The organism is Marinomonas vaga (assembly GCF_055388305.1).
In genome coordinates this window covers 326,542-351,129 of the sequence record NZ_AP043903.1, presented here as the reverse complement: position 1 = coordinate 351,129, position 24,588 = coordinate 326,542, and the positions used below count along the sequence as shown (strand labels likewise).

Genomic DNA, 24,588 nt, shown 5'->3' with positions numbered 1-24,588 from the left:
AACACCTCAACGGAAAACCGCTGTACACAGCTAATACCCACCATCATCTAAAAAAATATAGTTGGTGTTTATTGATATCTCACCTTTATAAAGAGAAATTTGGCACCTGTATGTCGTTTATTGATCCTGAGCCAAGACAAAGCGCTTAATGTCAGTGAATTCTTCATTAAATGGCTGTGGCTGTTTGGCGTAATGTCCTGCCTTACAGTCACTCAAAACAGTAAGCGCCTGATCAAAATACTCTTGCTTGTCTGTGACCACATTTAACCGGGTCGTTAGAGGTTGCCATAGGAGGTCTGCAAGGGATTTAGGGACAGACTTCTCTCCTTGAAAGCGCCAAAGGTCGGTTTTTTGATCGTAAGCGTAATAAGGCAACAGCTCTGTGCCGTGCTCCGCAATAAAATCGATGGCTTTTAGGATAAATTGGGCTTCACTGTCGTCGACAAAATAATTTAAATTGAAACGGACCCAGCCAGGTTTGACCAGCTTTTCTCCTTTCTTCAGAGCCAGTTGAATACGCTCTGATTCCGTCATATCAATCCCAAGCAACTGATGTCCATATGGGCCAGCGCATGAGCACCCGCCACGCATTTGAATGCCAAACAAATCATTCAACGCTGCGGTAATAAAACCATGGTGCAGATAACCCCTTGGGGTTTTTATCCGAAAGGCTGTGATGGTTAATCTTGAGGCACTTGGGTGACCCAAGCGTTCAATGTTTTCTTGGCCGCGCCAATGATCATCGATCAAATTGACAAGCGCTTGTTCTCGAGCCTCGATGGTCTCAGTACCCACCGCTTGTTTTAATTGAAACACCAAGCCTGCGCGAATGGCATCAATGATCCCAGGTGTACCGCCTTCTTCACGACGTTCCCCAACAGGTAGGAAAGTATGATCTTCTGGGGTAACGAAAGACACGGTACCGCCCCCCACATGGCTAGGGGTGGCGTTTTCAATGATGGCTTTTTTGACGACTAAAATGCCTGGGGTGCCAGGACCGCCTATAAACTTGTGAGTGGAAAAGAACATGGCATCTTTTGCAAACGCCGGGTTGGCTTCTGGGTTCATATTCAGTTCCACATAGGGGGCGGCAGCGGCAAAGTCCCAAAAAGAGAGGGCGTTGTAGCGGTGTAATAGCGCTGCGATGCCATCTTGATCGGTTAAAATGCCCGTCACGTTTGATGCGGCGCTAAAGCTACCAATTAGGCGTTTGTGTTGGTGTTGTTGCAGTTGTTGCTCTAATGAGGCTAAGCAAACCCCACCTTCTGGTGCCTCGGGGATGCGAATAACCTGCACCCCTAATTCACGCCACGGCAGCTCATTAGAATGGTGCTCATAAGGACCGATAAACACGCATACCTGTGCGGCATCCTCAGGATTCAGCTGGCGTAATCCCAATTGGCTAATGAGTGTGTTAATCGCTCCAGTCGCGCCGCTGCCACAGAAGATAACCAGATCTTCGTCACTGGCATTGACGGCAGTGCGAATTTGCTGGCGAGCTTGTTCCCGAAAAGCGGTGGTTTGCTGACCTGTGGCATTCGCTTCAGTATGGGTATTGGCATAAAGGGGCAGTACATGTTGACGGATAGCCTCTTCAATGAAGTCTAGGCTTCGGCCCGATGCCGTATAGTCTGCGTAGGTTAGCTTTCTTAAGCCGAATGGGGTGGTGATTTGGGTATCCTTACCAATCACACCATTACGAATACGCTCAAGTCGGGCTTCTGTATCATCCCATTGAGTGGCGGTTTGGGTAGCGTTTGAGTTCATCCCTTGTTCCTCTAGAGATGCGCCACCAGAGCGTTGGTTGTTACGTCTTAGGTAATGTCGGTAGGGGCAGTTGGGTGGTCCACTTGATCTGCTCCATTGCGAAATTAGACGTCACATCCGTCAAAGCTGTGGCACTGATTAATCGTTTATAAAATTGGTCGTAGGCGGGGATGTCTTTGACAAGCACCCGCAGCAAATAGTCGTATTCGCCTGCCATGCGATAAAACTCCATCACCTCTGGAAACTCAGAGACCACTCGAGCGAACTTTTCTGACCAGTTCACATCGTGCTGGTTGGTTTTAACTTGTACAAAAACAGACACCCCAAGGCCAAACTTTTCGGCATCCAGTAGCGCGACCCGTCGCTTAATATAGCCAGCGTTCTCGAGCTTCTGAACACGTCGCCAACAGGGAGTTTTAGACAGTCCAACCTGGTTGGCCATGGATTCGATTGAGATACTATCATCGCTCTGAATTAAGGCAAGTAGTTGCAAGTCTGTGTCATCTAGGTGCATTTTGTTCTACATTTTATGGTTTAATGGGAATTATTTTTCCAATTGTCGGCTTTTGGAGTTGCTCTTGCAACTGGGTTTCTCATTTAATGACTTTATGGGAATTAGTTACTTTGAAAAGTGGTGAAAATACTCTAAAAAATATTTGAAAATCCCCAAAAAAGACTCCAATTTCCAAGTAAATGCTTGTGGCAGCACAACGTCCTTCGTTACCCTGATGGCCTTTATCATCCAGACAGGGATTTATTATGAGTATTAGGCCTATAAGTGACTCCCTATGGCGGGACATTGAGCGAATTCAAGTACAGGCCTATTGCGATCTAGAACCGGAATCTCTAGCTGTGTTGCAGAGCAAATGGCTGCGTTCCCCTGAGAGCTGTTTTGTGTATCAAAAAGCCGATAAAACAGTAGGTTATCTGCTTGCCCACCGCTGGCATAGTTTGTCACCACCGAAGCTTTATCAAACATTACCGGAGGAGGTGTCCGGGGACATTTTGTTTTTGCATGACCTTGCCTTGAGCCAAGAAGCGGCAGGGGAGGGGATTGGCAGTAAGATGATTGAGTATTTGGTGGCGCTTGCAACGAAAGCAGACTATCGCAAAATTGTATTAGTGTCGGTGCAGGCGTCAGAACGCTTTTGGGGTAAACATGGCTTCCAAACCATTACCAGTGAGTCGGTGGATTCGGCTTATGGTGAAGAGGCTGCCTTAATGGTGCGCTCCTTGTAGTCTTATAGGCGGCAGATTTCTATTTAACAAAGAATTATCCTTGCCCAATGATTTGAGCTCTCGTAAAGTGGCGCCTAACTTAACTTAACCTGATTTACATCGACCGTGAAACGCTTTTCCCCTATTTTTTTGATCTTCTGCTGGCTGGCGTACTTTTCTGTACCCCTAGTCAATGCCGTGGGTCAAACGGGCCCACAGCGGATCGCAATCTGTACCACTTTAGGGGTTGAGACCTACTTTGTCTTTGATGACTCTACGTCTGATCGGGATAAAGCCAGTCAGCATTCCAGCTCTCATTCCTGCCCTTGTACGCACTTCTTTCTAGACACTGCCACAGTGCCAGTGTCTTTCTTTGGTGGCTTTAAAGCGTTAGCGGTTATATCGGCTCCTGTCACCCATTATGTTCCCACTCAACCCCAAGGCGTGTCTGCACGGGGCCCTCCTTCGTCTCTATTGTTCCGAGATTATTTAACACCAGCTTGATGCCCTAATGGAGTAGGGCATCACTTTTGTATGCTCGATTCACAGTAGGATTTTTGATGTTTACTTCGAAGGATTTTTATCGTTCTGTTTGGCGCTGGCACTTTTTTGCTGGCTTGTATGTGGTGCCGTTTTTACTCATGTTGGCGGTGACCGGTTTGGTAATGATTTTTGACCCCATTATTGAACGGGTGCAGCATGGGGATTTGTATCAGGTGGCGGAAGTGTCTGATACCCCATTAACCTATGAAGCCCAATATCAGCTGGTGGCGGACGCCTACCCAGCTAGCCCGATCCAGCGTTTGTATGTGTCCGATAACGCCAATGACGCCACGCGTTTTCAGGTGACGGTAGAGGGCGACACCCGTTCAGTATTTGTAGATCCCTACCAAGGAAAGGTACTTGGAGATATCAGTATTTCTGACTCTTGGTATGTGTGGGCTGATGACACCCACGGTACCTTTATGATGGGACTCACAGGGGATTGGCTGATTGAGATTGCCATTAGTTTTACGGTTTTGTTGATCATCACTGGGGTGTTTATGTGGTGGCCTAGAGCTGGCCAGTCAAAGTGGCGTGCAGCAACTCGCTTACAAGGGAAGGGGCGTACCTTTTGGCGTGATTTGCACAGTATTATTGGTGTCTGGGTTGCCGTGATTCTGCTGTTTTTTAGTATTTCTGGTTTGTCATGGACCAGTGTTTGGGGAGATAAACTGGTTCAAGCTTGGAGCACCTTTCCGATGGAAAATAGCGCTCGTAATGTCTCTTCCACCTTGACCCATGAAGACTTAAATCCCAAGGGGGTTAAGCAAATACCTTGGAACTTAGAGCAAGCACCTTTGCCAGAATCTTCCGTTGATAGCCACTCATCAGCCATCTTTGGAGAGGACACGATAACCTTGGATCAAGTTGTTTCGAACGCTAAATCTCTGGGATTCACTCGCTTTCAGTTGCACTTTCCCCAAGGGAAAACCGGTGTTTATACGGCCACTGCCAGTACCATGGGCAGGGACATTAACAATGCTTTGGACGATCGTACCGTCCACTATGATCGCTATTCTGGTGTGGTTGTTGCGGACGTAGGGTTCATGGACTACAACTGGTTTGCCAAGTCTATGGCCTTTGGTATTGCTCTGCATATGGGGCAATTTGGGGTTTGGAACTTGGTTGCCTGTACGCTGTTTTGCTTATCTGTGATCTTGCTGAGTCTGTCTGGGGTGGTTATGTGGTGGAAGCGTCGCCCAACCAATGCTCTGGCTGCGCCGCCTATGCCGAAGAACCTGAAACGTTGGAAGCATGCAGTTTGGCTTTTGCTGCCTATTTCACTGCTGTTTCCTATGGCTACCTTGGGCATTTTGGTGGTCTTGGTGGCCGATGGCTTGATTCTGCTGTGTGTTCCTAAGTTGCGTAGAATCTGGGCTTGATGCAAGGATGGAAACGCAGCATAAGTTAATGTGCTGCGTTTCAACTTTACCTAGGCGTTGGCTTGCTGAAGCTCTTGGCGAATGATTTCAGCCCCTGCATGGAGAGCTTGAAGTTTGCCTCGAGCAATGTCTCGCGATAGGGGGGCCATACCACAGTTAGTGCATGGGTAGAGTTTGTCTGCATCAACAAACTGTAAGGCTTTACGGAGGGTGTCTGCCACTTCTTCTGGGGTTTCAATAGTGTTGGTGGCCACATCAATGGCGCCGACCATGACTTTTTTGCCACGTACCAACTCAATCAATTCCATCGGCACTCGAGAGTTATGGCACTCTAGGGAAATGATATCGATAGCAGAAGCTTGTAGCTTAGGAAAAATCTCTTCGTATTGTCGCCACTCTGAGCCTAGAGTTTGCTTCCAATCGGTGTTGGCCTTGATGCCATAGCCATAACAAATATGGACTGCGGTTTCACATTTAAGCCCTTCAATGGCACGCTCCAGACAAGCGATGCCCCAGTCGTTCACTTCATCAAAAAACACATTAAAGGCAGGCTCATCAAATTGAATGATATCGACGCCTGCGGCTTCTAGTTCCTTCGCTTCTTCATTGAGGATTTTGGCGAATTCCCAAGCAAGCTTTTCACGGCTTTTATAGTGGTCATCATAAAGGGTATCCACCATGGTCATGGGGCCCGGAAGAGCCCATTTAATGGGTTGTTGGGTTTGTGAGCGTAGGAACTTAGCATCCGCCACAAACACTGGCTTTTGACGGGATACCTCACTGACTACCACGGGGACACTGGCGTCGTAGCGGTCACGGATTTTAACGGTTTTACGGTTTTCAAAATCCACGCCATGTAGATGTTCGATAAAAGTGGTTACAAAATGCTGGCGGGTCTGCTCCCCATCACTGACGATGGTTACGCCTGCCTGCTGTTGTTCTTGTAAAGCCACACGAAGGGCGTCTTCTTTGCCATGGGTGAGTGCGTCCCCTTCAAGTTTCCATGGGGACCATAGTGTTTCCGGTTCGGCTAACCAGGATGGCTTTGGCAGACTGCCTGCAGTGGATGTCGGTAAAAGTGTTTTCATCGGTAAATTTTCCATGCTAGTAAATTAAAGAGCGACTTGGGCTGACCACTGTTCTAGTAGAGTTTGGTAGGGCTTAATAAAGTGCTCTTGGGTGAACTTTCCTTGCTCTTTAGCTAATGCGCTTCGCTCCTCACGGTCGTACACGATTTGCGTCAAGGAGTGATCGCTATTGTTTAAATTAGGTTGATAACGCTTTCCAGCCACAGCATTGGCGTTATAAATCTCCGGACGATAGATCTTTTGGAAGGTTTCCATGGTCGCTATGGTGCTAATCAATTCTAGGTTGCTGTAGTCATTAAGTAGATCCCCTACAAAATAGAATGCCAATGGGGAAACACTGTTTGGCGGCATAAAGTAGCGCACCGACAGCCCCATTTTTTTGAAATACTCTTCTGTGAGAGAGGTGTCGTTTGGCTGGTATTCGTAACCCAATACCGGATGGTGGTTTTCGCTTCTGTCATAGGTCTTATTGTCGGAAACACTCAGACAAATAACGGGCGGTTTTTTAAATTGCTCTTGATAAGTGGGTGATTGGATAAAGCTTTTAAACAGTTTTCCATGGAGCTCACCAAAGTTCGCTGGCACGCTAAATTGAGACTGACCTTGATTGTGCTCTAGGAGCAGTACGCTGAAATCATAATCACGCACATAGGATGAGAAGTTGTTACCGACAATCCCATCTAATCGCTTCCCTGTTTGCAGATCTATGATGTTAGTTTTCAGCACTTCCATAGACGGAAAAGACGTGTCTTGGCCTGCGACGGCTAGGTTTACCGAAATGATCTCCAAAACCACTTCGTAACGGTTCCCCGTAGGATTGTCCCAGCTCGCCAGAGAGTTGAATCGGTTGTTAATCATTTTCAACGTATTGCGCAGATTTGACTCACGTTGCTTACCCCGAGCGAGGTTCGCAAAGTTAGTTGTAAGTCGGGTATTGCTCGCCGGTTGATAGTCTTTGTCGAAGCGTAAACGACTGATATCAAATTTAAATTCGGTATTCATAGTGGTCTGTTCTCCTTTCGATGCAGGTACAGATGGGCTGTTTTATTAGGCCCTAGGCAGCCCTTTGTTCATCCATGAGGTGTCATTGATTAGGAGAATTTATACGCGTCAGAACCTTTAAACAAAAACGTCTTTGCCTCAGTTTTCATTGAGTGAAATTCATTATTAAAAATTAATCATTAAAATTCCGTTATTTTTTGGTGTGCTTCTACCTAGCATCTTTCCACTTTTTTGCTAGGTTTTAATGAAAGCTCAAAGGTTTCATCTCCGTTTTTGAGCGGAGTACTTTGCGCGGCACTTCATCACCCTAGAAGGCAAAATAACGATGCATAACAAGGTTGCCCAGCAAGAGAACGGTTTTGAAACAGTATTTAGAGATTCCAAGGACGGCTTAGCGATCTTCAAAGGAGACATTTTTGTGGACTGTAATCAGTCCATGTTGGATTTGGTCGGTGCGACTCGTAAGGATCAGTTTGTTGGTTCTACGCCAATGATGTTTTCACCCATAATGCAACCTGATGGTCGTATGTCCGAAGAAAAGGCATTGGCCATGATTGGGCAATGTTATGAACAGGGCAGTGTTCGTTTCGAGTGGGTTCATAAAAAGCTAGACGGGACAGAGTTTTGGGCGGAAGTGCTGGTGACCAAGATGATCTTAAATGGCGAGCTCGTTTTGCATACTAACTGGCGAGACATTTCAGAAAAGAAAAAACTGGAATTGGAAACGCAAACCCAAAAAGAAACGTTTGAGACTTTATTTAATGAATCCGAAGATGGTCTTTGTTTGTTGACCACTGAGTATTATTTAGACTGCAATAAAGCCTTCACCCATTTATTTGCAGCGTCTGATAAGCAGGAGATTGTTGGTATTACTCCAGTGGACCTGTCTCCTGAGTATCAGCCTGATGGCCGAGCTTCTACTGAAAAAGCGGCAGAGATTATTCAAACAGCTTTTACTAAAGGAACCATTCGGTTTGAGTGGGTTCATAAGAAATTTGATGACACAGAATTTTGGTGTGAAATCATTCTTTTTAAGATCAATTTAAATGGCATAGACGCGCTCTATGCCATTACCCGAGACATTTCCGAGAAGAAGGCATTACAGCTTGAGATAGCAAAACAAAAGGACTCTTTTGAAACCTTATTTAAAGAATCGAAAGATGGGTTAAGCATCATTGCTGATGGTGTGTTTTATGACTGCAACGATTCCTTTCTGGAATTATTTGGTTATCCCTCTAAGGAGGAAGTCATTGGCCTTACGCCGTTGCAGGTATCAGCAGAGATTCAAGAAGACGGTGAGGCCCTTGAGACCGCCGCAGAGCGTCGGATTTCAACCGCATTCCGTGAAGGGTCTACGCGCTTTGAGTGGCATCATTTGCGCAAGGATGGTTCCAATTTTTGGGGAGAAGTGATTCTTACCAAAATCATGCTAAATGATGCAGAAGTGCTGTATGGCATCACCCGTGACATGACAGAAAAGAAAGCACTGGAAACAGAGATCTTTGAGCGAAACATAGAGCTTAAAGCCTCGAATGATCACTTAGAAGATACCATTGAACACTTGCAACAGACCCAGAAAAAACTCGTTGAAGCAGAGAAAATGGCCAGCCTCGGATCTTTGGTGGCGGGGGTTGCCCATGAGATTAATACGCCGGTGGGCATAGGTTTGACGGGAGTGACTCAATTAAAAGATGAGTGCAAAGCGATTCAAAAGCGTTATGAGCTTGGACTCTTGAATGAAAATGACTTTACTGAGTTTTTGGCAACCGCCAGTGAGATTTCCGACATCGTTAATAAAAACCTAGAGCGTACCGCCCATTTAGTGCGCAGCTTTAAACAAGTCGCAGTGGATCAAACCAGTGAAGAAGATCGCCGGGTGAATATCAAAGATTACTTTGATGAAGTGGTGTTTAGTTTGGGCTCTGTGTTGCGTAAAGCGAATGTTTCTGTGTCAGTAGAGTGCCCGCAGAATTTGAATGTGCTGACAAACCCTGGGCTGTTGTCTCAAGTGCTCACCAACTTGATACTAAACTCGGTGAAACATGGGTTCAGCCATAGAGGAAATGGCAACATTAATATTCTTGTGGAAGAGCTTACATCAGAGGAATTTCGAATCACCTATCGGGACGACGGTAAAGGCATCAGTGCCAGTAATTTACCTCGAATCTTTGATCCCTTTTTTACCACAGGTCGCGAGGATGGAGGAACAGGCTTAGGCCTGCATATCATTTACAACATTATTACCAATGCTCTAGAAGGCTCCATCGTTTGCCAAAGTGACGAAGGGAAGGGGGTTGAGTTTCTGATTCAATTCCACGTCACCGCGCGCCTGTGACAATCACTTAGGGTGTGTTTCACTCCCCGTGAGATCTGATTAGAATCCCAGTTACCTTGAAGGATGTTTTAAGTTAAGAGTGGGGAGTTATGGAAATAAAACGTGATGATTTAAGCGGTGGTGAGGTCATAGGCTTATTAGAAGAACATCTTGCTGATATGTATGCCACCTCGCCCCCAGAAAGCGTTCATGCGTTGGATGTGGAGGCGCTAAAAGCCCCTGAAATTACGTTTTATAGTGGCTGGATCGATGGCAAGCTGGCGGGCTGTGTGGCACTAAAAAGACTCTCTGAGTTAGACGTTGAACTGAAATCCATGCGCACGGTTCATGGCTTTCGTGGTCAAGGGGTGGCGTCTCAGTTGTTAACCCATGTATTGAATCAAGCTAAAGCAGCGGGTTATCGGGGGATTAGTTTAGAAACCGGCACCCAAGACTACTTTGCTCCAGCACGCAATCTGTACCAAAAATTTGGTTTTGAAACCTGTGGCCCGTTCAGTCATTACAAACTGGACCCTTGTAGCCATTTTATGACCATGGGGATTCAGCAGGAGAGCTAGTGTTCACCTGCTTGTTTCCCCTGTGATAGTGGATACCTCACTTATACTTTGAAACTGCCCACGTGGCTTTGTAGCGCTTGATACAGCTCTGAAATGTGTTTCGATTGTTGGTTTATGTTGATCGACACATCTTGTACCGCATTGGTTTGCTCTTTTAGTGAGACCAAATTTTCATTGATTTCATTGGCCACTTGAGATTGTTCTTGAGTGGCTTGAGCTGTTTGCGCCGCCATGCTTTCCACTTTTTCAAATGACTCATGCAGGGCATCAAAGATACTGATCACTTGATCAAAGTTTTCAGAGGTTGTCAGAGCATTGTCACGACTGCTTTGTGTGGAAGAGGAGGATGCTTTCACACTGGTGTTCAGTTGGGAGATCATCGCCTCAATTTCGTTAGTACTGTCTTGAGTGCGGGTGGCAAGGGTACGGACTTCATCTGCCACCACCGCAAAGCCTCGGCCTTGTTCACCTGCTCGTGCCGCTTCAATGGCAGCGTTTAACGCTAGCAAGTTCGTTTGCTCTGCGATATTACGAATCACCTCCAATACGGATGCGATCGCTTCTGAACTTTTTTCTAACTCGTTTGAGTGGGCTAAGGCTTGTTCTATTTCATTCACTAAACGAGAGACAGCTTGATGGGAGTTTTGGACTGCATCAATGCCTTGTTTAGTGAGATGATTTGAGTCCGTGGCCTCTTTAGCTGTCATGTTGGCAGCCCCCGCCATTTCTTGGTTAGACATATTCATTTCATGGCCAGCACTGACAATAAATTCTGAAGAGGTCACCAGAGAGTGTGTAATGTCTTTAGTTTGATCAGAGGCACTTTTTAATTGGGTGGTCATGGCTCCAAGGGCTGTGGATTGCTCTCCAATACTGGCGATCATCTTGCGCAAACTCTCAACGAAATTGTCGAACTCATTGGCCAAATCCCCCAGTTCATCTTTGGCTGTGGAGTTCATACGTTGCGTTAAGTCCCCATCACCTTCTGCAATTTCTCTGATTCGATTACTAAGATGCTGAATATTACGAGTAAGACGCAGGGGCACTAAATAGCCAAATACCAAGGCCGCAACAAAGGCAATGGCAATAATCACAATGGCTGCTGACTGGTAGCTGGCGATTTGTTCAACCGTTTTCTTTTCTATTTGGCGGGAGTAGTTTTGTACTCTTTCACCGGCTTGATCGAGCATGGTTCGGATGGCTTCAAAGCTTTCTTCCACCGCTGCCAGCTCAACAACTGAGGTTTGCATTTCGGCCTTATCATGTTCGTCCAAATAGGTTTGTGCCGCTTGTACCCATTCATTGAACTTCACATCGAAGGTGTCGTATTGATCAATGATCTCGGGTTCACTTTTGAGGTAGATTCGGTAAATATTGAAGTTTTCAATGACCTGAGCGGCATTACTGTGGAAGCTTTGTTCCGCCTCTTCATAGGTGGTTAGGCCATTGCGAGCGTGTTGAAACGCCAGTCTAGCTTGGTATAAATCCCGATCCGCATTGAGCACCGCGGAGATGGCCTCTAAGTGACGTTCGAGCTTGGCTTGGGTGAGCTCGTCTGCGGCATTACGAGTATGTGTTCGTAAGGATTCTCCAGCGTCATCTAGCATAGAGCGAATGTCTGAAAACTGCTGTTCAATAGCGATAACTTGAGTGGATCGAGTGCGTGACGAATTAGTCACATGGTTTAAGCGATCGCTGCGTTCCATCCATTGTTGAAACAGGTTATCGAATTCCGTAAATGGCTCGACCAATTCTACAGGCTCATCTTGGAGGTATTGGCGATAGAGCTGGAAACGATCAAATACTTGTTGAGCGTTTTCATTGAAATCTGCGAGGTTTTGTTCCGGATTGCCTTCTCCGGTGATTAAGCGTTCTTGTGCTAAACGGGCCTGATAAATGTCCCGGTCAGCATTCAGTACTTCTGAGATGGCTTCAAAGTAATGCTCTGCTTGGGTGCGCATGGCGTTGGATTGAAAGGCGCTCATGAGTACCATAAAGCCAAATAATCCCAATAAAATTAACGCCAAACAAACTATCGGGAGCATAACTTTTAATCGAATGGAGTGTATCCGCATAGCAAGATCCTTTGCTGAGTAATTATTTTTTAAACAGTCTAGGATACGTAAAGAATGTGTGCAAAAAACAGCCAGTTAAAATGCCAAATAAATTCAATGTCACCCAAAATTATGTTTTCTTGCCGTGGAAAGTCATACCATCCTCTTTCAATAGAAGGCGTTTCCCCCTTTGAAACAAGATTAATAGCTGAGAGTTGAGAGATGACATTACAGGATTTGTTGGATCACTTTAATCAAGGCCTACCGTTAAAAGCCGGTGATCCCGTTCACAAGGTATTAGTGAAATACAGTAACGAAGCCATGCGTATCACCGCAGAATTAAACTCGGCTTACCATGAGCCAGCTAAAGTCCGACAACTCATTTCCCGCTTAATCGGGAAAGAAGTTGATCGCACTTTTATGATGTTTCCACCGTTTAATTCTGATTTCGGCAAAAACATAACCCTAGGTAAAAACGTTTTTATTAATGCGGGGTGTAAATTCCAAGATCAAGGAGGGATTAACATCGGTGATGGGGCGTTAATTGGCCATAATGTGGTGTTGGCGACGGTTAATCATGGTTTAAATCCTGCTCAACGCCATTGGAATTTCGTTGCACCCATTACCATTGGTAAGAATGTCTGGATTGGCGCCAACGCAACGGTGTTACAAGGGGTGACCATTGGCGACGATGCGGTTGTTGCTGCTGGAGCTGTGGTGACCAAAGACGTGCCAGCAAGGACTGTCGTTGGAGGCGTGCCCGCTAAGGTGATTCGCCAGATCACTGAAGACGAGTTCCAATGATAAAAGGCGGGACTTCCCGCCTTGTTAGTAGGTTTGAATTTATAAGAACATGCCACCGGATGCTTCGATGCGTTGGCCCGTCATCCAGTGGGATTTTTCATTAAGTAATTGAGCCACCACTCGGCCAATGTCTTCTGGCAAACCTACCCGTCCTAATGCTGTGAAGCTTGCCACCATCTTATTCATCTCAGGATTATCACGTACGGCACCGCCACGGAAATCCGTCGCAATGGCGCCAGGGGCTAGGGTGTTCACTGTGATTGAGCGATCGCTGAATTCCTTCGCCATATAACGGCTCATCACTTCAACACCTCCTTTCATGATGGCGTAGCTGGCGCTGCCCGGTAGGCTAAAGCGCGCCAAGCCAGATGAAATATTTAAAATTGATCCCCCTTCATTGATCATGGGATACAAGGCTTGGGTTAAGAAGAATGGGCCTTTCAAATGCAGCTGGTACATTTCATCGAAGTCGGCTTCGGTGCTGTCTGTAATCATACTGTGAAGTCCAGTGCCTGCATTGTTGAATAAATAATCGATACTCGCCCGATTAAAGGTAGTGTTCAGCTCATGCTTTAGACGGGCGACAAAATTAGGAAAGGTATCTGTCTTTGAGGTATCTAAGGAAAGTGCTGCAGCATTAACGCCAAGCGCTTTTAAACGATTCACAACGTCTGATGCGGCATCCGCTTGGCTGTGATAGGTGATAATGATATCGACCCCTTCTTGTGCCAGAGCTTGTGCGCTGTGCTGACCAATCCCGCGGCTTCCGCCTGTAATAAGAGCAAGTTTGTTCATGGGTGTTTCCTCTGTATGTGAACGACAGGATCAGAATAGGCGGGATACTGTTCTTGATAAATGATCTAAAGTTGTTTTAACTGTTCTTGAAATGTGAACAGTTGAGGGTGTTATGGATACATTAGAGGCCATGAGGCGGTTCTTGGTGGTAGCTGAGACGGGCAGTTTTACCGACAGTGCAGATCGTTTAGATGTGCCTAAGTCCGCTATCTCCAGTTCAATTCAACGGCTTGAGAAGCGTTTAGGGATTCGTTTGTTTCATCGCAGTACTCGACGGGTCACATTAACGTCCGCTGGTGAGGATTATCTGCCTGAATGTCAACGGATTCTGAATGAATTGGAGCAATTGGAAAGTACCTTTCAGTCCGACGATCAAGTCATTAGAGGGGCGTTAAAGGTGGATATGGCAAACCGGTTTTTCATTTCTACCGTGTTGCCCCATTTAGCGGATTTTTTAGCGCAATATCCGCTGATTGATTTACGTATTCATACCTCGGATCAGCGAATTGACCCCATAAAAGAGGGCATTGATTGCTTGGTACGAGCGGGAGAGTTGACGGACAGTTCTCTAATCGCGCGGCCCCTTGGACGTTTCAATATGGTGAATTGCGCCAGTGCAGAATACATCGAAAAACATGGTCGACCAGAATCCTTGGAAGACTTACAGCAACACAAGTTGATTGAATACATGCCTGCCGGAAGTGATGTGCCAAGAGGATTTGAGTACGAAGCGGATGGACATACTTATTTAGTGCAGATGCCCACTTCGGTGACAGTGACTAATACGGATGCTTACCGTGCCTGCTGTCTAAAAGGATTAGGCATTGTGCAATTGCCTGAAAATGGCATTAAAGAAGACTTGTCCAGTGGTCGTCTGGTGGAAGTGTTACCTGAATTTCGACCCGGTTCCATGCCCGTGTCGATCTTATATCCGTCTCGCCGCTTGCTTCCCAAGCGAGTGTCGGTGTTTATGGATTGGCTGAGTACATTGATGCAGAAATGATAAGACGGTAAAGGTAAGCGTCAGCGTGTGAGCACGCTGACGCTGCAAGGGGTTAGCCTTTGGTCTTCAGCTCGTGAAGCTCTTCACTGAACCAAATTTTGCGCTTGAAGCGCGGGTTCTTGGAAGACATATCGATCTTGTATGGGTTGGCTTCTTGGGTCTGTGGCAGATCCAAAACATTGCACAACTCTTGGGCAAGCCATTTTTCCACTTTTAGCACGACCATTTTCTTACGCAGACGACCTTGCTCGTCACGGTTCAAAATGGTTGGCAGGGTGTTCAAGGTTAGAATTTCACCTAGGGCTGGATGAGCCATACGTTCACGGCCTTCGTTGCTGGCATAGAAATGAGATACAGCGAATACCATGCGTTCTGGGTTGATTTGCTTCAAGAACTGGCAAGATTTAATGATGGTGGAACCAGTGCGCACCATGTCATCAAACAAGACGATACTGGCACCGTCTAGACCCTCAAACGTATGCTCACTTTCTTTGTGCAGGGTAATATCCACTTTACGTTCATGGGTTCGTTCTTTGTCCAGCATGATGAACTTCGCCTTCGGCAGGCCAAGGGTATTGAACATCTGCTTCACGAAGTCACGGGCACCTTTGTCCGGTGCGCACAATACAAGACCTTCACCTTGCTCTCCGTAGTTTAGAATATCGGAGTTCAATAGGTAGTGAGCATAGATTTCGTAAGGGATTAGGTTGTGGAAGTTACCTTCAAAGACTTCGTTGAAAATCTTTTGTACTGAGTCTGAGTGATTGTGAATGGTCATCACAGTATCGACCCCAGACAGTTTCAGCATCTGCGCGTAGAGCTTTGCTGTAAAAGGCTGTCCATCAAATTTTTTGATGTCCTTGATGTCACGCTCAAAGCTTGTCTCTCCCAACTCTTTGTGGGGACCACGGTCTTGGGCGCTGTAGAATAAATCAGGCTCAACCAATACCACTCGGTCGGCACCGTTCTCTTTGGCGGCACGAGCAATAATGAAGTTTGCCATCGCCAGCTCTTGACGGCTTTGGATACGGCTTGTGGTGCTGACGATGATTACTGCTTTACCTTTCAGCTTGCGGCCAATGTTTTCAAAGTCTGTTTCATCAGAGATGAAGCGTGGGCAAAACTCTGAATTCATAAACTGCTTCATGCTGATGATATCAGCGATGTCTTCATGCTGACCCATGGCATAGGCAACATCAATGGCAAAAGGGTTATCAGAGGAGTTACTAACAACGACGACGTTAGTTGACTGGCTGGTCGACAAAGTCATGGAAGATCCTTTACGAGGGAAGTGGTGTTTCCGACAATTTTAATATGTGTGAGTGTTTTGTGGTAGGACATCTGCGACATAATTGACATCAATTCGCTTAATCTTGCTACGGATGCGCTTTTAATTCACAGATCGGCTATTATTTGCGCCAATACCGTCCCCCAATGATTAGGCCATGACAACGTGACAGACACCGAAAAAAGTACTTTCTCATGGGCCATGTGCCCTGACTGCCAAGGGCGTGGAAAACGCAGTCGCCGCTTGCGCAAAAAAGTACGGTTAGATTATCAAAAAGCCTTAGCTGCCTTTGAAAGTGGGGCGAGTGATCAAGAGCCTGAGCGGCCTAAAGGGCATTTAGAGTCCTGTGCTGCCTGCGCGGGCTCAGGTCTTGTCTCAGTCACCAAGCCACTGGCTGTTAATTCAGAGCAATATCCCCATGTGGCCATCATTGGAGGTGGTATTGGTGGAGTGGCTTTGGCGGTTGCCTGCCAGCATCGTGGTATTCCTTTTACCTTATATGAGCGAGACAGTGGTTTCGGCGTACGCTCTCAAGGTTATGGTTTAACCTTGCAGCAAGCCAGCCGAGCGATACAAGGTCTGGGGATCGAGTCTTTAGAAGATGGTGTCGTCTCAACCCGTCATATGGTGCATACCCCTGAAGGTAAAGTTGTCGCCGAGTGGGGAATGCGTAAATGGGTACAAGACGGTGGAGAGCGTAGTGCCGCAAAACGAACGAATATCCATATTGCTCGTCAATCTCTTCGTAAAGCCCTGATTGAACAACTGGGTGGCGACGAGAATGTCACCTGGAACCACCAGCTTATGTCCTACGAGACCGGTACAGATGGACAAATGTTGCTGACATTTGATCATCAAGGGCAACAAAAAACCGCCACAGCAGATCTTATTGTGGGGGCTGATGGCATCCGTAGTGTGGTGAGACGCCAATTGATCGGCGATGAAAAAACACCTTTGCGTTATCTAGGGTGCATTGTGATCTTAGGGATCTGTGCCTTGGCCGATCTTGGGGATCTACAAAGTGACCTTCTAGACAAAGCGACCGTCTTTCAAACCGCCAACGGTAACGAGCGCATTTATATCATGCCTTATAAAGCAGACTCGGTTATGTGGCAACTGAGCTTTAGACTGCCTGAACAAGAGGCCATTGCCTTAAATGCTTTAGGGGCCGATGCTTTGAAAGCCGAAGCGCAACGTCGAACCCCTTGGCACGATCCCGTAACGCAGATACTGGCAGCGACGCCAGCCAGTTTAGTGTCCGGTTATCCTGTGTATGATCGAGATGCCTTAACCGCGCTGGATTTTGAACAAGGGCTTCAGGTGACCTTGCTAGGGGATGCTGTTCATCCTATGAGTCCTTTTAAAGGGCAAGGGGCGAATCAAGCCTTGCTAGATGCCTTGTCTTTAGCCCGGGCAATCACAACAGGTTGCTGGCCGCAATCCGGCTGGCGGGAGAAGGGAATACGTCAATCTGTGTTGGCGGAATACGAAGCTGAGATGCTGGCTCGAAGTCTGGTGAAGGTGGAAGATTCTGCCGCGGCTGCTGAGTTTTTACACTCGGACATTGTTTTGCATAAGGTAGATGAGCCCCGTGGCCGCAGTGTGAATCTGCAGCGAAAATCATCTTCTTAAAGGAGCGTAATAAAAACATGGCTATCAGATCTGCAAGTCTAAATGACTGGGAAAGTATTTGTGCGTTAGTTGATGCGGCATACTCGCCTTATATTGAAATTATCGGGCAAGCACCAGCTCCTATGTTGGCGGATTACCAGCGTTGTATTCAGTCTCAGCCGACTTTTGTCATAGAAGAGGAAAATGAAATACTGGGACTACTCGTGTTAGAGGTGTCTGAAAAAGGGTTTTACATTGAAAATGTCGCCATCAGCCCTATCGCTCAAGGGCGTGGCTTTGGTAAACAACTCCTCCTTTTTGCAGAGGCCTTTGGTGTAGAGCAAGGCTTTAGCAAGATAGAGTTGTACACCAATGAATTGATGTCTCAAAACATTGCTATCTATAACCACTATGGTTATCAGGAAACGGCACGTCTTGAGGAAGCGGGATTTAAGCGGGTGTATATGAGTAAGTCATTATCAAGAAGTACTCAAAATTAAACCCTGTTTGGTCGGAATTGATAGTAAAAACTCTCTAACTAAAATCAATTCCTTGGGGGCTTTTGCTAGCTAAATACTAGGGATTGGGTAAAAATAGTGAGATTGAGTTTAATTGATCCAGACACCACTCAGGGGAACAACATGGTAATGAAAGCAGCAGGAATCGGATTAGTCGCGTTGGCGTTAGTAGCATGTAGCTCAACACCAGAAGAAACCGCCAGTGCGCCGGTACCAGAATGTATTTTTGCGGATGGCTCTAACCAACCAGCTCCAAGCTGGGTCTGTGGTGGCCCTGTTGAAGGTTTAGAGTTGTCAGCTGTGGGTTACAGTGAAAAATCCGCTGCTGGACATAATTATATGAAACAGATGGCGGCAACGGCTGCCCGTGTTGAATTGGCGCAAGTGTTAAGTGTCGATGTGCAGAACATGGTGAAGCAATATGTTGAAACCACAGGGGCTGCGGATTCAGAAACCGTTGACCGTGTAAACAGCGTGGTGACAAAGCAGATCACAGAGCAGACCTTGATTGGCTCTCAGATTGTGCGTCAAATGCCAACCCCAAGCGGCGGTTTGGTTGTGCTTGTGGGATTAGACCCAGAGCAAGCGGAAAGCATGTCGGAAAGCATCTTGCGTACTTCAATGCGTAACAACGAAGCCTTGTTCCAAAAGATGCAAGCCGAGAAAAGCTTTGATGAACTGGCGGAAGAGATTGCTAAACGCCGTTATTAAGCTTGAGATACTCGATAGAAAGCCGCTCCAATGCGGCTTTTTTGTGCCCATACATAAGGAGATGGTCACCGATGAGAGACGAACTTAGAGCAAAAATTATCGCTGTCTGTGATCAGAAAATAGCGGCGAAAGGTGACAATGTTGGGGTGTCATTTTATGCTTTTTTCGCCAATAAAAACGACGATCCCCAAAGACTGATGGAAGTGGCCACTTGGTGGATCCAAACCCATCAGCTCGATCACTTTGTCAAAGCCCGTATCATTAAAGAGATGGTGGAGCAGGGGCTTTAGAGCGCTTTCTTTAGCCTTCTTCAGGGAAGATGGGGGTTGGTTTTTTGTGTTCATCGATGGCGACGAAGTTGAAATGCCCCGTGATGGCCTTTTCTCGTTTGTCGCTGTAGAGTTCTTCCAGAAAAATAGTCACTTCGACTTTTAGCGAGGTGCGACCCACATGCACCACTCGTGCGACAAGTTCCACTAAAATACCCGAAGGAATAGGGCGTTTGAAATCCACTTGCTCAGTTGAGATCGTAACCACTGGTTTACGGGCAAAGCGCGTGGCGGCAATGTAAGCCACTTCGTCCATCCATTTGAGGGCTTCACCGCCAAAAAGCGTGTCATAATGATTGGTAGTGCTAGGGAAAACCATTTTCGAGACGCGGGTTTCAGAAATCTCTTCGCGTTTTTGTATTAGAAGTGTGTTCATCATGACGAGTCGTATCTCTTTTAAAGCGTTAGGTTTACTGTTGCTGTTAGTGCTGAATGGCTGTGACAGTCGTTATCAAGCACAAACCATGTTTGATGCCTATGTAAACGATTTAAACCGATCGAATCGAGTATCGATTGAGTTGGGGTCAAAACCTGAGTTGTTGCCTTTGCCGGCACTGCGGGAGCGAAAAGCAGAGCTGAGCCAGTTTGATGTGGGGTTATTAGATTTTTTATCACTGCAACGTTGCGAGGTTGGCGCCCTCGCAGGCCAACGCAATAGTATACTTGGCAAGGTCATGGCGACAAGTCAGCGGTTTGTTTATGAGCTTGAAATCATCCGTGCAATTCAAAGTTGTGACATCGAGGACGAGGAATTACGAACAACCCTTGCCCATGTGGCCATGGTGAAAACCAAGGAGTTGCCTTTAGCATTTTCAAACATGTTGTGGGCCGGGGAAGAAACCAGCACCTTCTTTAGTCTTGCGAACGGCTATGTCCCCACGTCTCCGGAAGCCTCCCAATACCAGCAGCTTATTATCGCCCTGCAAACCTTAGCAAGTATTGAGTCAAACCTAGCGGATGTGCCCAAGGTCACCAGTGAACAGGTGGAAGGGCAAATGAAAGCGGTCTATCAGAGCGAATACTTAGGTAAATGGTTGTACAGCGTGAGTTATATAAGCTGGTATCTAAATGCCGTGAGTGATCAGATTGAGCGCTTGGCATTTGATGAAGCCGTATGCGGTGCGCCGATACAGTTTTTAAAGCAACAGTTTGAAGCCCACTACATTGATCGTCTGCAACCCTACATGGCTCGAATCAATCGTGGGGCCTACCAAGTGTTACCCCTAACGGAGCAACTTATTAATAGTAGTCCTCTTGAGAGTCCCAGCTGGCGTAGTTTCATACAGCAGTTTTCGATGACATCAGAGTCGGCCCCTTGGCAGCACTATTTGGCGGCGTCCCGACGTCATGGCCAAGCTTGGAGTCGGCTGTTTGCCTTGTGTCGACAGGAGCCGGGCTAGGCGCGGGTAGAAATGAGGTTGTCTAATGCTTCTACAGCGTCGTAAGCAGCAGCTGGACCTTCCGCTAAAGGCTCTTGGCTAAGGGCTTTCAATAGGGCGATATTAGCACCTGGATTGGCGCTGATTTGACTAGAAAATTGGATCGGGCGTGTCACCGCATGGGGCTGGTGTTGGTTCAGAGTGTCGGCTTGCTCCCTTAGGCTTGGACCCGGTTGCGTAAACAAACTCATAAACAAAGCAAAGTTAGCACTGCCGGAGACTTTTCCACCGGGGCGTACTTCACTTGTTAACTGGGTTTCTAATACGTCTCTAATGTTCATAAGGTGCCGTCTCACTGGATAAATAGCTTATCGGCGGTTGAGCATTTTCTTTAATTAAGCCAACGAATTAAATTAAAGTTTTTTATAGACGAAACGTTAAGAAGGGTATTGAATAGTAGACTAATTAGTCAAAAAATAGACAATTTTATGTCTATACTATCGGGCATGGCCTTTCCTCAAGTTTGATTCCGTTATGCTGTTGGATTTCTTGAATGCACAATATTGATGAGCTGATTGAAAACGTTAGACAGAACGAGCAGATCGCGTTGAAGTTTTTCGACATCGAACGCTGCATTCTGTCGATTGGTCGTTGTGATCAGTTTGTTTCCACACTGACAAAGGAAGTTCAAAAACAGTTCAATGTGCCTTTTGTCTGGGTCAATCTAATCAATGAAGCTCCTTTGGCGCACCTGATCGAGACCTTAGAAAAAACCAGTGGTTTAAAAGACCGTGTGCTGTTCACCCGACGCAGTGCCATGGTGGATGCCATTGGCGCGGGTAATAGAACCGTCTTAGTCAATGATAACGTTGGTCGTTACTGGGAAGTGATTCCCCAATCTTACCGATCCATTATTGGTTCCGTTGCCATTTCCCCTTTGACCATTGACGGGGAGCTGGTGGGCTTGTTTTGCCAAGCGGATCAAGATCCCCACCGTTACGATCCCCATGTAAAAGACACTTTTCTATTGGATCAACTGTCCATCAAGATTTCTATCTGCCTGAGCAATGTGACGGCCAGAGAAAAACTCGAATATCTCGCCACCCGAGACCCACTAACGGGGCTATTGAACCGCCGTCAGTTGGAGCTCATGTTAGATCGAGAATTCGCCCGTTGTAAGCAGTCTGATCGAGATCTGACCGCTGTCTTCATTGATTGTGATGCATTTAAGTCGATTAACGATACCTTAGGACACAATTGTGGCGATGAAGTGCTAGAATACATAGCGAAACGCCTGTTGAAGCATGTGTATAAGCAAGGTTTAGCGTTCCGGTTTGCAGGGGATGAGTTTGTGTTTGTGATGCCTGGTAAGAGTTACGAGCAGGCCATAGACATTGCAGAGTCGATTCACGACTATTTACAAGCGAACCCGCTGCGCTACAAAAACAACTTGGTGCCTATTACCATCAGCTATGGTGGTGCCAGTGTTTTGTCCGATTCGCCGACCAGCTATAAGCAGCTACTTAAGCTCGCGGATGAGCGCCTCTATAACTACAAAAACAATCGTAAGCGATCTGTTCCCACAAAAGTCTTCAAGTTTCTCAACAAAATTCGCTGATCTGTAATTTTATTACACATTTGGGCGCTTAAATTTTTATTTCAGGTGTTTTCGCGAGCTTTTTCGTTGTAAAATTTCAAAAAAATTAGAAAACCAAGAGGTTATATATGTCTCACGCTTTGATTGCGGATTTGGGCGGCACAAACGCTCGTTTTGCCTTGGTGCCAATCAATCAGTATCAGCCACAAGAAGTGCGAGTCTTCTCATGCAAAGAATACGAGAGCTTCTTTGATGCTGTGTCGACTTATGTAGAGCAGTGCAGTGTGGACTTTGATTCTATCGACGCCATCGTGTTGGCGATCGCAGGTCCGGTAAATCAAGAAGTGATTCGTTTTTCTAATAACCCTTGGCACTTCACTCGCCAACAGGTTCAAGAGCACTTTGGATTAGACAAAAAGATTGCTTTCCTAAATGATTTTGATGCCATTGGTCACAGTTTAGAAGTCATTCCAGAAAGTGAACTGGAAGTGATTGGTGATCAGACTGAAGTCGATCCCAAAGCGGCATGCTGGGTGTTAGGTGCAGGAACTGGTTTAGGCGTGGCATGTGTTGTACCGCAAGATAACGGCGCTAATATTGTTCTTCCTGGAGAAGGTGGTCATGTTGACCTGTCTACTTGCAGCGACCAAGAAGATTATATCCTGCGCTTTTTGCGTGAGCGTCATAAGCGTGTTTCCGCTGAACGTGTTTTGTCTGGCATGGGACTGGAAAATATTTACGAAGCGCTTGCTCACCGTGAAGGTATTGAAAAGCGTTTAACTGCTCCTGAAATCGGTGAAGCCATTGAGCGCGGCGATGATCCAATCGCTCTGGCAACACTGGAACAATTTTTTGTTTTTCTAGGTCGAGTAACGGGTGATCTAGTATTGTCTGTAGAAAGCCGCGGCGGTGTGTACATTGCCGGCGGTATCGTGCCGCGCTACCTTAAGCACATTAAACGCAGTGCCTTTAGAGACGCGATGCAAGACAAAGGGCGCATGAAAGCCTTTGTAGCGCCCATCCCTACGTTTGTCGTTATGTCTGAATACCCCGGGCTGATGGGTTGTGCGTGTTACGCCGCCTATCTTGTGAATCAAGCCTAATAAAAGAATTGGAGAAAGCAATGAAGGTAAGTTTGAAAGCCTGTGATGTGGTGATTTTTGGTGGCGGTGGCGATTTGGCCATGCGCAAGCTTCTACCGGCTCTCTATCATTTGGACATGGACGGTCTGTTAGCGAAAAACACTCGCATTATTGGTGCCTCTCGTCGCGACATGAGCGCTGCAGATTATCAAGCAAAAGTACGTGCTGCGCTAGACGAATTCGTACCGAAAAGCATCGGTGACGAAAAGACTTGGCCACGCTTCAAAGAGCGCTTGAGCTATGTGTCTGTGGATGCCCAGCAAGAGTCAGATTTTGCCCGTTTCAACGATCACAATGTGGGTGAAGATGACAAAGATGTGGTGTTCTACCTAGCGACTTCTCCTGACCTTTTTGGCTCTATTTGTTCTTCATTGGCGAACAACGGCTTGAACCAAGAACGTATGCGTGTGGTACTTGAAAAACCACTGGGTCGTGACTTGACCTCTTCTCGCGCCATCAACGACGAAGTGACGCAAAACTTTGGCGAGAAGCAAATTTTCCGTATCGACCACTACCTTGGTAAAGAGACGGTTCAAAACTTGTTGGCGATCCGCTTCGGTAACACCTTGTTTGAACCTCTTTGGGACAGTGCGCACATTGATAACGTACAAATTACTGTGTCTGAAACTGTGGGTGTGGAAGGCCGCTGGGGCTACTACGACAAAGCCGGTGCCCTACGTGACATGGTGCAAAACCACCTTGTACAGTTGTTGTGTTTGGTGGCGATGGAGCCTCCTGGTCGCAACGATGCAGATTCTGTGCGAGATGAAAAAATCAAGGTACTGAAAGCCCTACGTCCAATCGAGGGTGCGAACGCCTACACGAAAACTGTCCGTGGTCAGTACGCTAAAGGCATGATCAATGGTAAAGAAGTACAAGGTTACTTCGACGAAGAAGGGTCTAACCCAGAGTCTCGTACAGAGACGTTTGTCGCTTTACGTGCAGACATCGACAACTGGCGTTGGGCTGGGGTGCCTTTCTACCTTCGTACTGGTAAGCGCCTTGGTCAGCGTTACTCTGAGATCGTAATTCAATACAAGTCTATTCCACACAGCATCTTTAATGATGAAAGCAATCGCCAGTTGCAGCGCAACCAGTTGGTGATCCGTCTTCAGCCAGAAGAGAAAATCTCTTTAACGGTTATGAATAAGGTGCCAGGAGCGGGTGAAGGTATGAACCTTCAACCAGTTGATTTGAACCTAAGTTTGAGTGAAGCCTTCCAGAACAAACGTAGTCCTGAGGCTTATGAGCGTCTATTGTTAGACGTAATGCGTGACGATGCTACTTTGTTCATGCGCTACGACGAAGTAGAAGCGGCTTGGAAATGGGTAGATGGCATCATGGGCGCATGGAATCAAACCAGTGAGCGACCAAAAGAGTATGCTTCCGGTTCTTGGGGACCTGCTGCATCCATGGCATTACCGATTAAAGATGGCCGTAACTGGCACGACTATTAAGTTTTAGG

General features: G+C 46.6%; 24 protein-coding genes. 15 read left to right on the top strand and 9 right to left on the bottom strand.

The genetic code is table 11. The features are described from left to right. Positions 1 to 117: 117 nt before the first annotated feature. Both ACZ5DR_RS01620 and ACZ5DR_RS01615 read right to left on the bottom strand, forming a co-directional pair. Positions 118 to 1,767, bottom strand: a complete 1,650-nt coding sequence (locus ACZ5DR_RS01620; protein WP_377364528.1) for an aminotransferase class V-fold PLP-dependent enzyme — start codon at positions 1,765 to 1,767, stop codon at positions 118 to 120. Positions 1,768 to 1,807: 40 nt separating this feature from the next. Next, a complete protein-coding gene (locus ACZ5DR_RS01615) occupies positions 1,808 to 2,281 on the bottom strand; it encodes an Lrp/AsnC family transcriptional regulator (RefSeq protein ID WP_377364530.1) in 474 nt (157 codons plus the stop codon). A gap of 245 nt (positions 2,282 to 2,526) precedes the next feature. On the opposite strand from ACZ5DR_RS01615, the gene ACZ5DR_RS01610 reads away from it, so the two are divergent. The 3 genes from ACZ5DR_RS01610 to ACZ5DR_RS01600 all read left to right on the top strand — a co-directional run bounded on the left by ACZ5DR_RS01610 (position 2,527) and on the right by ACZ5DR_RS01600 (position 4,910). Further along, positions 2,527 to 3,006, top strand: coding sequence for a GNAT family N-acetyltransferase (locus ACZ5DR_RS01610; RefSeq protein ID WP_377364532.1), 480 nt, complete (start codon positions 2,527 to 2,529; stop codon positions 3,004 to 3,006). 105 nt (positions 3,007 to 3,111) lie between these two features. Continuing rightward, positions 3,112 to 3,489 carry a hypothetical protein gene (locus tag ACZ5DR_RS01605; RefSeq protein WP_377364534.1) on the top strand — a complete coding sequence of 126 codons (378 nt, stop codon included), beginning with the start codon at positions 3,112 to 3,114 and terminating at the stop codon, positions 3,487 to 3,489. 56 nt (positions 3,490 to 3,545) lie between these two features. After that, positions 3,546 to 4,910, top strand: coding sequence for a PepSY-associated TM helix domain-containing protein (locus ACZ5DR_RS01600; protein ID WP_377364536.1), 1,365 nt, complete (start codon positions 3,546 to 3,548; stop codon positions 4,908 to 4,910). 50 nt (positions 4,911 to 4,960) lie between these two features. On the opposite strand, the gene ACZ5DR_RS01595 is transcribed toward ACZ5DR_RS01600, so the two are convergent. Beyond that, the gene (locus ACZ5DR_RS01595) at positions 4,961 to 5,998 is read right to left on the bottom strand and encodes a methionine synthase (protein WP_377364537.1); all 1,038 of its coding nucleotides are present in this window, start codon (positions 5,996 to 5,998) and stop codon (positions 4,961 to 4,963) included. Positions 5,999 to 6,022: 24 nt separating this feature from the next. Next, positions 6,023 to 7,000, bottom strand: a complete 978-nt coding sequence (locus ACZ5DR_RS01590; RefSeq protein ID WP_377364539.1) for a DUF1852 domain-containing protein — start codon at positions 6,998 to 7,000, stop codon at positions 6,023 to 6,025. Between the two features lie 325 nt (positions 7,001 to 7,325). Here ACZ5DR_RS01590 and ACZ5DR_RS01585 point away from each other — a divergent pair, with 325 nt between their 5' ends. Continuing rightward, positions 7,326 to 9,335, top strand: coding sequence for a PAS domain-containing sensor histidine kinase (locus ACZ5DR_RS01585; protein WP_377364541.1), 2,010 nt, complete (start codon positions 7,326 to 7,328; stop codon positions 9,333 to 9,335). A gap of 89 nt (positions 9,336 to 9,424) precedes the next feature. Further along, entirely contained in the window at positions 9,425 to 9,892 is a 468-nt protein-coding gene (locus ACZ5DR_RS01580) for a GNAT family N-acetyltransferase (protein WP_377364543.1), read from the top strand. Positions 9,893 to 9,933: 41 nt separating this feature from the next. Here the strand turns inward: ACZ5DR_RS01580 and ACZ5DR_RS01575 are convergent, their stop codons facing one another. Continuing rightward, a complete protein-coding gene (locus tag ACZ5DR_RS01575) occupies positions 9,934 to 11,937 on the bottom strand; it encodes a methyl-accepting chemotaxis protein (RefSeq protein ID WP_377364545.1) in 2,004 nt (667 codons plus the stop codon). 231 nt (positions 11,938 to 12,168) lie between these two features. On the opposite strand from ACZ5DR_RS01575, the gene ACZ5DR_RS01570 reads away from it, so the two are divergent. Continuing rightward, positions 12,169 to 12,750 carry a DapH/DapD/GlmU-related protein gene (locus ACZ5DR_RS01570; protein ID WP_377364546.1) on the top strand — a complete coding sequence of 194 codons (582 nt, stop codon included), beginning with the start codon at positions 12,169 to 12,171 and terminating at the stop codon, positions 12,748 to 12,750. A gap of 39 nt (positions 12,751 to 12,789) precedes the next feature. Here ACZ5DR_RS01570 and ACZ5DR_RS01565 read toward each other — a convergent pair whose 3' ends face one another. Then, the gene (locus ACZ5DR_RS01565) at positions 12,790 to 13,545 is read right to left on the bottom strand and encodes an SDR family NAD(P)-dependent oxidoreductase (protein WP_377364548.1); all 756 of its coding nucleotides are present in this window, start codon (positions 13,543 to 13,545) and stop codon (positions 12,790 to 12,792) included. A gap of 112 nt (positions 13,546 to 13,657) precedes the next feature. Between ACZ5DR_RS01565 and ACZ5DR_RS01560 the strand changes: the two genes are divergently transcribed. Beyond that, positions 13,658 to 14,548 (top strand): LysR family transcriptional regulator, encoded by an 891-nt coding sequence (locus ACZ5DR_RS01560; RefSeq protein WP_377364550.1) that lies wholly within the window; start codon positions 13,658 to 13,660, stop codon positions 14,546 to 14,548. A gap of 52 nt (positions 14,549 to 14,600) precedes the next feature. Here the strand turns inward: ACZ5DR_RS01560 and ACZ5DR_RS01555 are convergent, their stop codons facing one another. Continuing rightward, positions 14,601 to 15,818 carry a ribose-phosphate diphosphokinase gene (locus tag ACZ5DR_RS01555; RefSeq protein ID WP_377364552.1) on the bottom strand — a complete coding sequence of 406 codons (1,218 nt, stop codon included), beginning with the start codon at positions 15,816 to 15,818 and terminating at the stop codon, positions 14,601 to 14,603. Between the two features lie 183 nt (positions 15,819 to 16,001). Here ACZ5DR_RS01555 and ACZ5DR_RS01550 point away from each other — a divergent pair, with 183 nt between their 5' ends. The 4 genes from ACZ5DR_RS01550 to ACZ5DR_RS01535 all read left to right on the top strand — a co-directional run bounded on the left by ACZ5DR_RS01550 (position 16,002) and on the right by ACZ5DR_RS01535 (position 18,966). Continuing rightward, the gene (locus tag ACZ5DR_RS01550; RefSeq protein ID WP_377364554.1) at positions 16,002 to 17,468 is read left to right on the top strand and encodes an FAD-dependent oxidoreductase; all 1,467 of its coding nucleotides are present in this window, start codon (positions 16,002 to 16,004) and stop codon (positions 17,466 to 17,468) included. A 17-nt stretch (positions 17,469 to 17,485) separates the two neighbouring features. Beyond that, positions 17,486 to 17,947, top strand: coding sequence for a GNAT family N-acetyltransferase (locus tag ACZ5DR_RS01545; protein WP_377364556.1), 462 nt, complete (start codon positions 17,486 to 17,488; stop codon positions 17,945 to 17,947). 141 nt (positions 17,948 to 18,088) lie between these two features. Further along, positions 18,089 to 18,676: an LPP20 family lipoprotein gene (locus ACZ5DR_RS01540; RefSeq protein ID WP_464543845.1), complete on the top strand. Its 588-nt coding sequence runs from the start codon at positions 18,089 to 18,091 to the stop codon at positions 18,674 to 18,676. Positions 18,677 to 18,747: 71 nt separating this feature from the next. Continuing rightward, positions 18,748 to 18,966 carry a DUF6500 family protein gene (locus ACZ5DR_RS01535; protein WP_377364560.1) on the top strand — a complete coding sequence of 73 codons (219 nt, stop codon included), beginning with the start codon at positions 18,748 to 18,750 and terminating at the stop codon, positions 18,964 to 18,966. 10 nt (positions 18,967 to 18,976) lie between these two features. Here the strand turns inward: ACZ5DR_RS01535 and ACZ5DR_RS01530 are convergent, their stop codons facing one another. Next, entirely contained in the window at positions 18,977 to 19,384 is a 408-nt protein-coding gene (locus ACZ5DR_RS01530) for an acyl-CoA thioesterase (RefSeq protein WP_377364562.1), read from the bottom strand. On the opposite strand from ACZ5DR_RS01530, the gene ACZ5DR_RS01525 reads away from it, so the two are divergent. Next, on the top strand, positions 19,383 to 20,405 hold the full coding sequence (locus ACZ5DR_RS01525; RefSeq protein WP_377364564.1) for a DUF3080 family protein: 1,023 nt from the start codon (positions 19,383 to 19,385) through the stop codon (positions 20,403 to 20,405). The two genes, ACZ5DR_RS01530 and ACZ5DR_RS01525, sit on opposite strands and share 2 nt — an antisense overlap. On the opposite strand, the gene ACZ5DR_RS01520 is transcribed toward ACZ5DR_RS01525, so the two are convergent. Continuing rightward, positions 20,402 to 20,725, bottom strand: a complete 324-nt coding sequence (locus ACZ5DR_RS01520; protein ID WP_377364566.1) for a hypothetical protein — start codon at positions 20,723 to 20,725, stop codon at positions 20,402 to 20,404. The two genes, ACZ5DR_RS01525 and ACZ5DR_RS01520, sit on opposite strands and share 4 nt — an antisense overlap. A 212-nt stretch (positions 20,726 to 20,937) precedes the next feature. On the opposite strand from ACZ5DR_RS01520, the gene ACZ5DR_RS01515 reads away from it, so the two are divergent. The 3 genes from ACZ5DR_RS01515 (at position 20,938) to zwf (ending at position 24,580) form a co-directional block, all read left to right on the top strand. After that, a complete protein-coding gene (locus ACZ5DR_RS01515; RefSeq protein ID WP_377364568.1) occupies positions 20,938 to 22,002 on the top strand; it encodes a GGDEF domain-containing protein in 1,065 nt (354 codons plus the stop codon). Between the two features lie 107 nt (positions 22,003 to 22,109). Beyond that, a complete protein-coding gene (gene glk / locus ACZ5DR_RS01510; RefSeq protein WP_377364570.1) occupies positions 22,110 to 23,084 on the top strand; it encodes a glucokinase in 975 nt (324 codons plus the stop codon). 20 nt (positions 23,085 to 23,104) lie between these two features. Further along, a complete protein-coding gene (gene zwf / locus ACZ5DR_RS01505; protein ID WP_377364572.1) occupies positions 23,105 to 24,580 on the top strand; it encodes a glucose-6-phosphate dehydrogenase in 1,476 nt (491 codons plus the stop codon). The last annotated feature ends 8 nt before the right edge of the window (positions 24,581 to 24,588 follow it).